General features: G+C 71.1%; 8 protein-coding genes. 2 read left to right on the plus strand and 6 right to left on the minus strand.

The genetic code is table 11. The features are described 5' to 3' along the window. Nucleotides 1-137: 137 nt before the first annotated feature. Nucleotides 138-2186 (minus strand): APC family permease, encoded by a 2049-nt coding sequence (locus ACFWUY_RS39615; protein WP_384121522.1) that lies wholly within the window; start codon nucleotides 2184-2186, stop codon nucleotides 138-140. 234 nt (nucleotides 2187-2420) lie between these two features. Here ACFWUY_RS39615 and ACFWUY_RS39620 point away from each other — a divergent pair, with 234 nt between their 5' ends. Both ACFWUY_RS39620 and ACFWUY_RS39625 read left to right on the plus strand, forming a co-directional pair. Then, a complete protein-coding gene (locus ACFWUY_RS39620) occupies nucleotides 2421-3089 on the plus strand; it encodes a potassium channel family protein (RefSeq protein ID WP_384121524.1) in 669 nt (222 codons plus the stop codon). Further along, nucleotides 3089-3769: a potassium channel family protein gene (locus ACFWUY_RS39625; protein ID WP_384121526.1), complete on the plus strand. Its 681-nt coding sequence runs from the start codon at nucleotides 3089-3091 to the stop codon at nucleotides 3767-3769. The genes ACFWUY_RS39620 and ACFWUY_RS39625 overlap by 1 nt, the downstream gene beginning before the upstream one ends. Before the next feature lie 109 nt (nucleotides 3770-3878). Here the strand turns inward: ACFWUY_RS39625 and ACFWUY_RS39630 are convergent, their stop codons facing one another. From ACFWUY_RS39630 to ACFWUY_RS39650, 5 genes are all read right to left on the minus strand, one after another. Continuing rightward, nucleotides 3879-4634 carry a DUF3159 domain-containing protein gene (locus ACFWUY_RS39630; RefSeq protein WP_384121528.1) on the minus strand — a complete coding sequence of 252 codons (756 nt, stop codon included), beginning with the start codon at nucleotides 4632-4634 and terminating at the stop codon, nucleotides 3879-3881. Between the two features lie 3 nt (nucleotides 4635-4637). Next, nucleotides 4638-5036 (minus strand): OB-fold nucleic acid binding domain-containing protein, encoded by a 399-nt coding sequence (locus ACFWUY_RS39635; RefSeq protein WP_073906407.1) that lies wholly within the window; start codon nucleotides 5034-5036, stop codon nucleotides 4638-4640. A gap of 57 nt (nucleotides 5037-5093) precedes the next feature. Then, a complete protein-coding gene (locus ACFWUY_RS39640; protein WP_384121531.1) occupies nucleotides 5094-5780 on the minus strand; it encodes a response regulator in 687 nt (228 codons plus the stop codon). A 121-nt stretch (nucleotides 5781-5901) separates the two neighbouring features. Further along, complete coding sequence (locus ACFWUY_RS39645) at nucleotides 5902-8448, minus strand: DUF4118 domain-containing protein (protein WP_384121533.1); 2547 nt, start codon at nucleotides 8446-8448, stop codon at nucleotides 5902-5904. 137 nt (nucleotides 8449-8585) lie between these two features. Next, complete coding sequence (locus ACFWUY_RS39650) at nucleotides 8586-9254, minus strand: ABC transporter ATP-binding protein (RefSeq protein WP_384121535.1); 669 nt, start codon at nucleotides 9252-9254, stop codon at nucleotides 8586-8588. Nucleotides 9255-9540 lie beyond the last annotated feature (286 nt).

Below are 9540 nucleotides of genomic sequence, written 5' to 3' on the forward strand. Positions count from 1 at the left end.
CCAACCCCCCCCCCTGCCCCATTTATTCGGCGGGGTCGTGTTGTTGTTGGGGGGGTACCAGCATTTTTTTGGGGGGGGGGCGGGCCCGCCGCCCCCCCCCCCACCAGTCTACGTGCCGGTGAGGGCGGAACGCGCCCTCAGCCCTTGGTCACGGTCTCCTTCTGGCCCTTCTCCACCGGGCCGCGGCGGACGGAGCCCGGCGCGGTCCACTCCTGTCCCTTCCGGGCCCGCTTCTTGGCGACCTCGGAGGACCGGAGCTGGTAGGGGACGGAGGTCACCATGACGCCCGGGGTGAAGAGCAGCCTGCCCTTGAGCCGCAGGGCGCTCTGGTTGTGCAGCAGGTGCTCGTACCAGTGGCCGACGACGTACTCGGGGATGTAGACGGAGACGGCGTCGCGCGGGCTCTCGCGGCGGATGTTCTTCACGTACTCGACGACCGGCCGGGTGATCTCGCGGTAGGGCGAGTCGAGGATCTTGAGCGGTACGTTGATGCCGCGCCGCTCCCACTCCTCCTTGAGCGCCTTGGTCTCGGCCGGGTCGACGCTGACGGTGAGCGCCTCCAGCTCGCTGGCGTGCAGCAGTTTGGCGTACGCGAGGGCACGCAGCGTCGGCTTGTGGAGCCGGGAGACCAGGACGACGGAGCGGACCCGGGAGGGGCGTACGTACTCGTCGGGCCGTTCCTCGGCGGCGGCGATCTCGGCGGCGACGGAGTCGTAGTGCCTGCGGATCGCGCTCATCGTCCCGTAGAAGATCACCATGCCGAGCAGGGCGACCCAGGCGCCGTGGGTGAACTTGGTGGCGAGGACGACGACGAGGACGAGGCCGGTGAAGAAGGCGCCGAAGGCGTTGATCGCGCGGGAGCGGATCATGTGGCGGCGCTTGGCCGGGTCGCGCTCCGTCTTCAGGTGCCGGTTCCAGTGCCGGACCATGCCGGTCTGGCTGAGGGTGAAGGAGACGAAGACGCCGACGATGTACAGCTGGATCAGCTTGGTCGAGTCGGCTCCGTAGACCCACACGAGGAGGGCGGCGGCGCCGGCGAGGAGCACGATGCCGTTGGAGAAGGTGAGGCGGTCGCCGCGGGTGTGCAGCTGGCGCGGCAGGTACCGGTCCTGGGCGAGGATCGAGCCGAGGAGCGGGAAGCCGTTGTACGCGGTGTTGGCGGCCAGGAAGAGGACGAGCGCGGTGGCGGCGGCGAGGACGACGAAGAAGAACGTTCCGTCGCCGAAGACGGCGGCCGCGACCTGGGAGATGACCGGGTCCTGGACGTACTCCTCGCCGACGGGGACGCCGTTGAGGAGCAGGTCGTGGGCGGGCTTCTCGGCCATCCGGACGTCGGTGGCCATGGCCAGGAAGATGATGCCGCAGAACATGGTGACGGCGAGGCCGCCCATGAGGGCGAGCGTGGTGGCGGCGTTCTTCGACTTCGGCTTGCGGAAGGCGGGGACGCCGTTGGAGATGGCCTCGACGCCGGTGAGGGCGGCACAGCCGGAGGAGAAGGCGCGCAGCAGCAGGAAGACGAGCGCGAAGCCGGCCAGGCCCTGGTGCTCGGGCTTGATCTCGAAGTCGGCGGTGGGGGCCTTCATGGTCTCGTCGAGGACGATGCCCTTGTACGCGCCCCAGGCGATCATGGTGAAGACGCCGAAGACGAAGACGTACGTCGGGATCGCGAAGAGGGAGCCCGACTCCTTCACCCCGCGCAGGTTCATCACGGTCAGCAGCACGATGACGCCGACCGCGCAGGCGACCTTGTGCTCGACGACGAAGGGGATCGCGGAGCCGAGGTTCTCGATGCCCGAGGAGATCGACACGGCGACGGTCAGGACGTAGTCGACGAGCAGGGCGCTCGCGACGGTGAGTCCGGCCTTCGGCCCGAGGTTGACGTTGGCGACCTCGTAGTCGCCGCCGCCGCTCGGGTACGCGTGGACGTTCTGCCGGTAGGAGGCGACCACCGTGAACATCAACACGACGACCGCGAGCGCGATCCAGGGGCTGAAGTGGTAGGCCGACAGGCCGGCGACGGAGAGGACGAGCAGCACCTCGCCGGGTGCGTACGCCACCGAGGACAGCGGGTCGGAGGCGAAGACGGGGAGGGCGATCCGCTTCGAGAGGAGGGTCTCTCCGAGCTTGTCGCTGCGCAGGGCCCGCCCGATCAGGATCCGTTTGGGCACGTCGGTCAGTTTGGACACGCAGAGGATCGTAAGCGTTCGAAAAGAGCCAAGCTCACCGCGACCCCCTATCCATACGGAATCTTTCCGTCTACCACCTCTGATGCGGTCCCGGCCTGCGTTGCCGCATAAGCTCGGACCGGGCGAACCGGCAGGGTGTCGCCCGCCGCGGCCCGGGCGCATCGGGCGAGGAAAGTTGTGAGCAGGGTGTTTTCGCAGGTCAGTAGGGCGATCAGGAGTGCGGGGTAAGGGGACGTGCACATCGTCATCATGGGCTGCGGGCGAGTGGGAGCCGCTCTCGCGCAGACCCTCGAACAGCAGGGGCACACCGTCGCGGTCGTGGACCAGGACCCGACGGCGTTCCGTCGTCTGGGGTCGGGTTTCGGCGGTCGGCGCGTCACGGGCGTGGGCTTCGACCAGGACACGCTGCGCGAGGCCGGGATCGAGGACGCCGGTGCCTTCGCCGCGGTGAGCAGCGGCGACAACTCGAACATCATCGCGGCGCGGGTCGCGCGCGAGATGTTCGGCATCGAGAACGTGGCGGCGCGGATCTACGACCCGCGCCGCGCCGAGGTCTACCAGCGCCTCGGCATCCCGACGGTCGCGACGGTCCGCTGGACCGCCGACCAGATGCTGCGGCGACTGCTCCCTTCGGGGGCGGAGCCCCTGTGGACGGACCCGAGCGGTGGGGTGCAGCTCGCCGAGGTGCACACCTCGTCGGCCTGGATCGGGCACAAGATCAGCCGGCTCCAGGACGAGACGGGGGTGCGCGTCGCGTTCCTGACCCGGCTCGGCGAGTCGATCATCCCCACGTCGCAGACGGTGCTCCAGGAAGGTGATCTGGTGCACGTGATGATGCGTACGGACGAGATCGCGAAGGTCGAGGAGGCCTTCGCCGAGGGTCCCGAGGAGGGCGGTCACTGATGCGTGTCGCTATTGCGGGCGCGGGTGCGGTGGGCCGTTCCATCGCGGGCGAGCTCCTGGAGAACGGGCACGAGGTCCTGCTCATCGACAAGGCGCCGACCGCCATCTCGGTGGAGCGGGTGCCGCAGGCGGAGTGGCTGCTCGCCGACGCCTGTGAGATCACCTCGCTCGACGAGGCGGCGCTCCAGCGCTGCAACGTGGTGATCGCGGCGACCGGTGACGACAAGGTGAACCTCGTCGTCTCGCTGCTCGCCAAGACCGAGTACGGCGTGCCGCGGGTCGTGGCCCGGGTGAACAACCCGAAGAACGAGTGGCTGTTCACCGAGGCGTGGGGGGTGGACGTCGCCGTCTCGACGCCGCGCCTGATGTCGGCCCTCGTGGAGGAGGCGGTGAGCGTCGGCGATCTGGTCCGGCTGCTCCGCTTCAGTCATGGCGACGCGAACCTGGTCGAGCTGACGCTCCCGCCGGAGTCGGCGGTCGCCGGCACCACGGTCGGGGACGTGGCCTGGCCGCAGGACACCTCGCTTGTGACGATCATCCGCGGTTCGCGGGTGCTCACGCCGAGCCCCGAGGAGACCCTGGAGGCGGGCGACGAGCTGCTGTTCGTGGCGGCGCAGGCCCGCGAGGAGCAGTTGGAGGACCTCCTTCAGGTCCGCCGCGAGGCCGACTCCGCGTCCTGACCTCGCCGCTCCGTACGTACGGTCGTACGGAAGGGCCCGGACCTGATGAACAGGTCCGGGCCCTTCCGCGTACGCGGATCGGACCGTCTGTCGGACTATCGGACTCGGTTCACGCCCCGGGGTGGCTCTGCCGCGCGGCGGCGGCCGCCTCGCGCTCCTTCTCGGCCCGCTCCTTCTCGGCCCGCTCCTCGGCCTCCATCTCGGCGAAGACGTCGATCGGCGGCGGAGCCTTCGCGAGGAACATCCAGGTGAGGTAGACCGCGAGCAGGAACGGCGGGATCTTCAGCGCGACGAGGACCCAGCCGAACTTGGTCGTGTCGGCCCACCAGTACATCGGGAAGAGGATCGCGCACTTGCCGAGCAGGATCAGGCCCCAGGCCCAGCTGGCCTTCGCGTAGGCCTTCTTCCGGCCCGGGTTACGGGTGCGCCAGGAGAGGTTCTCCTTGAAGACCGGGCCCAGGATCAGGCCGATCAGCGGGACCCCGGCGATCGTGGTGATGATGTACGCGAGGGCGAGGCCCAGGGTGTACAGCATGCCCGGCAGGTAGAAGTCCTTGGCGTTGCCCGTCATCATCGCGAAGACCACGCCGAAGGCGACACCGAAGACGCCGCTGAACGCGTGCTTAACGGTGTCCCGTCGGATCAGCCGGACGGCGACCAGGACCAGCGAGACCGCGAGCGCGGCGATCGCCGAGATGTGCAGGTCCTTGTTGATCGTGAAGATCGTGACGAACAGCAGGCCGGGCAGGACCGTCTCGATCATGCCCCGCAGGCCGCCGAAGGCCTCGAACAGCGCGGCCTCGGTGACCTCCTTGGCGGCCTGGGCGTCCTGGTCCGTGGTGGTCGGCTTGTCGAGGGACGTCACCGGCTACTCCTGTCCGAGCGGTCGGAGCTCGTATTTGGGGTTGAAGAGGACCCGCCGGCCGTGGCTCATGGAGATCCGGCCGGAGGCGATCAGCTTGCGGCCGGGCTCGATGCCCACGATGGAACGCCTGCCGAGCCACACGACGTCGAGCGGTGCCGTGCCGTCGAAGAGTTCGGCCTCCAGCGCGGGCACTCCGGCCCGGGGGCGCAGCGTGACCGTGCGCAAGGTACCAGTCACCTTGACTATCTGGCGGTCGGAGCAGTCGCAGATACGCGTGCACCCCGAGGCCTCGGCGTCCTCCTGGAGCTCCTCCGACTCCAGGTCCTCCGGGGAGGAGGAGAGCCGGTCGAGCATCCGGCGGAACCTACCGGCCGGCTTCTCTGTACGCGGTGCAGCACTCATACAGAAAGCGTACCGGCCACCGCTGTCACCGGGACCGGCCCCGAGGCACCCGTCCGTTCAACGTTCGAAGCGGTAACCCATGCCCGGTTCGGTGACGAAGTGGCGCGGGTGGGAGGGGTCGCTCTCCAGCTTGCGCCGCAGCTGCGCCATGTACACCCGCAGGTAGTTGGTCTCCGTGCCGTACGAGGGTCCCCAGACCTCCTGGAGCAGCTGCTTCTGGCTGACCAGGCGGCCGCTGTTGCGCACCAGGACTTCGAGGAGGTGCCATTCGGTGGGGGTGAGCCGGACGTCCCGGCCGTCGCGGTGGACCTTCTTCGCCGCCAGGTCGACGGTGAAGCCCTCGGTCTCGACGACCACGACGTCGTCCTCGGCGCCGCCGACCGGCTCGGCGCGGCGCACGGCCGCGCGCAGCCGGGCGAGCAGCTCGTCCATGCCGAAGGGCTTGGTGACGTAGTCGTCGGCGCCCGCGTCGAGCGCCTCGACCTTCTCGTCGGAGGTCTGCCGGGCCGAGAGCACCAGGATCGGGACGCGCGTCCAGCCGCGCAGGCCCTTGATGACCTCGACGCCGTCCATGTCGGGCAGGCCGAGGTCGAGGACGACGACGTCGGGGTGGCGTTCGGCGGCGAGCCGGAGGGCGGTGGCGCCGTCGGCCGCGGCGTCGACCTCGTACTTCCGCGCCTTGAGGTTGATCACCAGGGCGCGGACGATCTGCGGCTCGTCGTCGACCACGAGGACCCGGGTCATGGAGGGGGCCTTCCTTCTTCTGGAGGGTGCTGCTGCAGGGGGGCGGGCGTACGGATGCGGGCGAGGGAACGGTTGTACGGGTAGCGGCGAGGGGACGGTCGTACGGGTACGGGCGCGGTGGTCAGGTCACGGCGTGGGCCGGGAGGTCGGCGGCCGGCGCCGGAGGGCCGCCCGGCGCGGCCCGCAGGGTGAGCACCATGGTCAGCCCGCCGCCGGGGGTGTCCTCGGCGGCGAGCGTGCCGCCCATGGCCTCGACGAAGCCGCGGGCCACCGCGAGGCCGAGGCCGACCCCGGAGCCGCGCGGCGCGTCGCCGAACCGCTGGAAGGGCTCGAAGATGCCGTCCTTGGCCTCGTCGGGCACGCCGGGGCCGCGGTCGACGACCCGGAGTTCGACGCGGCCTCCCAGGGCGCTCGCGGCGACGGCCACGGGCACGCCCCCGGGGCTGTACTTGACGGCGTTCTCCACGATGTTGGCGACGGCCCGCTCCAGGAGGCCCTTGTCGACCTCGACCATGGGCAGCGTCTCGGGGATGTCCAGTTCGGCGCTGCCGTCGGGCACTCCGCCGAGCGCCATGGGGACGACCTCGTCGAGGTCGACGACACGGATCAGGGGGGTGACGGTGCCGGTCTGGAGCCGGGACATGTCGAGGAGGTTGCCGACGAGGTGGTCGAGGCGGTCGGCGCCGGCCTCGATGCCTTCCAGGAGCTCCGCGCGGTCCTGTTCGGACCATTCGACGTCGTCGGAGCGCAGCGAGGAGACGGAGGCCTTGATGCTCGCGAGCGGTGTCCGCAGGTCGTGGCTGACGGCGGCGAGCAGGGAGGTGCGGATCTTGTTGCCCTCGGCCAGCTTCCGGGCCTCCTCCGCCTCGCCCACGAGCCGCTGCCGGTCGAGGACGACCGCGGCCTGGGCGGCGAAGGCGCCGAGGACCCTCCGGTCCTCGGCGGGCAGCACCCGGCCGGACAGGGCGAGGGCGAGGTGGTCGCCGACCGGCATGTCCACGTCCGCCTCCTCGGGCCGGGCCGCCGGGTGCGGGCCGACGCTCGCCGCGGGGGTCCAGGGCTCGAGCTCGTCCACCCGCTCCAGGAGGGTCACGGACTCCATGGAGAAGGTCTCGCGGACCCGTTCGAGCAGGGCGTCCAGGCTGGTCTCGCCGCGCAGCACGCTGCCGGCGAGGTAGGAGAGCACCTCGGACTCGGCGCGGAGCCGGGCGGCCTGGTGGGTACGCCGGGCGGCCAGGTCCACCACCGAGGCGACCGCCATGGCGACGCCCAGGAAGACGGCGATGGCGACGATGTTCTTGGGGTCGGCGATGGTGATCCGGTGGACGGGCGGGGTGAAGAACCAGTTGAGGAGGAGGGAGCCCGCGGCGGCCGAGGCGAGCGCCGGCAGGAACCCGCCGAGCAGGGCCGCGGCGACGGTCAGGGCGAGGAAGAGCAGCATGTCGTTGGCGAGACCGAGGTCGGCCTCGACATGGGTGAGGAGCAGGGCGAGGGCGGCGGGCCCCGCGACGCCGACCGCCCAGCCGCCGATGATCCGGGAGCGCCCGAGGCGGGCGCCCCGGGAGACGGGCAGTCCGCGCCCCTTGGCGACCTCGCCGTGGGTGACGATGTGGACGTCGAGGTCGGTCCCCGAGTCACGGGCCACGGTCTGGCCGACGCCGGGACCGAGCACGTACTGCCAGGTGCGGCGGCGGCTGGAGCCGAGGACGATCTGGGTGGCGTTGACCCCGCGGGCGAACTCCAGGAGCGCGGAGGGGATGTCGTCGCCGATGACGTGGTGGAACGTTCCGCCGAGGTCCTCGACGAGGGTGCGCTGGACGGCCAGTTCCTTCGGAGAGGCCGCGGTGAGCCCGTCGCTGCGGGCTATGTAGACCGCGAGGACCTCGCCTCCCGCGCCCTTCTCGGCGAGCCGGGTGGCACGGCGTATGAGGGTGCGGCCCTCGGGGCCGCCGGTCAGGCCGACGACGATGCGCTCGCGGGCCTGCCAGGTGGAGCGGATGTTGTGCTCGCCCCGGTACCGCTGGAGGTACTCGTCGACCCGGTCGGCGGTCCAGAGCAGGGCCAGCTCGCGCAGGGCCGTGAGGTTGCCGGGGCGGAAGTAGTTGGAGAGGGCGGCGTCGACCTTGTCCGAGGTGTAGACGTTCCCGTGGGCCATCCGGCGCCGCAGGGCCTCCGGGGACATGTCGACCAGTTCTATCTGGTCCGCCCGGCGGACGACCTCGTCGGGGACGGTCTCCCGCTGCCGTACGCCCGTGATCGCCTCGACCACGTCGCCCAGCGACTCCAGGTGCTGGATGTTGACGGTCGATACGACGTCGATGCCGGCCGCGAGGAGCTCGGCGACGTCCTGCCACCGCTTGGTGTTGCGGGAGCCGGGGACGTTCGTGTGGGCGAGCTCGTCGACGAGGGCGACGGCGGGGCGGCGGGCGAGGACGGCGTCGACGTCCATCTCGGTGAAGGCCGCCCCCCGGTACTCCAGGTCCCGGCGCGGCACCTGCTCGAGGCCGTGCAGCATGACCTCCGTACGCGGCCGCCCGTGGTGCTCCACGAACGCCACGACGCAGTCCGTGCCGCGCTCCACCCGGCGGTGCCCCTCGGAGAGCATCGCGTAGGTCTTGCCGACGCCCGGCGCAGCGCCGAGGTAGATCCGAAGCTTGCCGCGTCCCATGGGACGACCATACGTCCAGCCAATGGGACATTCCGTACCCGGTGAGAGGGCCCCCGCGGTCTTGACGTGATTCTGATGTCGCGTGCGCCGCGTCCGTACCGGCCTCGCCGCGGCCGGGCCCGTGGATCACGCCGCCCTCAGTGCTCGATGATCTCGCCGTCGCTCAGTTCCAGGACCCGGTCCGCCAGGCCCAGGAGCTGGGGGTCGTGGGTGGCCACCAGGGCGGTGCAGCCCTCGCTGCGCACCACCGCGCGCAGCAGCTGCATGACGGCGAGCCCGGTCTCCGCGTCCAGCTGGCCGGTGGGCTCGTCGGCTATCAGCAGCGCCGGCTTGTTGGCGAGGGCACGGGCGATGGCGACCCGCTGCTGCTGGCCGCCGGAGAGCTCACCGGGCCGCTGGGCCGCGTGGTCGGCGAGGCCCACCAGGCCGAGGAGGAGGGCCACCCGCTCCTCGCGCTCCTTCGGGTCCGCCTTGCGCAGCCGCATGGGCACGCCCACGTTCTCGGCGGCGGAGAGGATCGGGAGCAGCCCGAAGGACTGGAAGATGAAGCCGATCCGGTCGCGGCGCAGCTCCAGGAGCCCGCTCTCGCCGAGGGTGGAGAGGTCGACGCCGTCGATGACGATCGAGCCCCCGTCCGCGCTGTCGAGACCGCCCACGAGGTTGAGCAGTGTCGTCTTGCCGGAGCCCGAGCGGCCCTTGAGGGCGACGAGCTCGCCGCGCGGGATGTCGAAGGAGACCCCGCGCAGGGCGTGGACGGCGGCTTCGCCCGTGCCGTACGAGCGGCGCAGGTCCTGGACGCGGACCATCGGCGGGCCGGCCGGGTCCTCGGCGAGGGCCGTCGCGGACCTCGTGCTGCTCTCACTCACCCTGAGCTCCCCCTCCTCGAACATGTGCGCCGTCAGTATGGTCCGCGGCCGGGCCCGAGGACCAGAGCCCGCGGCGGGGCCTGTGGAAAACGGCGGTGGGGCGCGTGCCCGCCCCGAGGGGAGGGGAGCGGCCCCCCCGCCCGGGGGGCAGCGCCCCCCGTGGCCCGCAACCGAAAAAGGAGATCAACCCACCCCCCAGGAGCAGGCCCAAACCCCCCCAGAAAAA

The organism is Streptomyces sp. NPDC058664, assembly GCF_042716635.1.
In the GTDB taxonomy this organism is placed as follows: domain Bacteria; phylum Actinomycetota; class Actinomycetes; order Streptomycetales; family Streptomycetaceae; genus Streptomyces.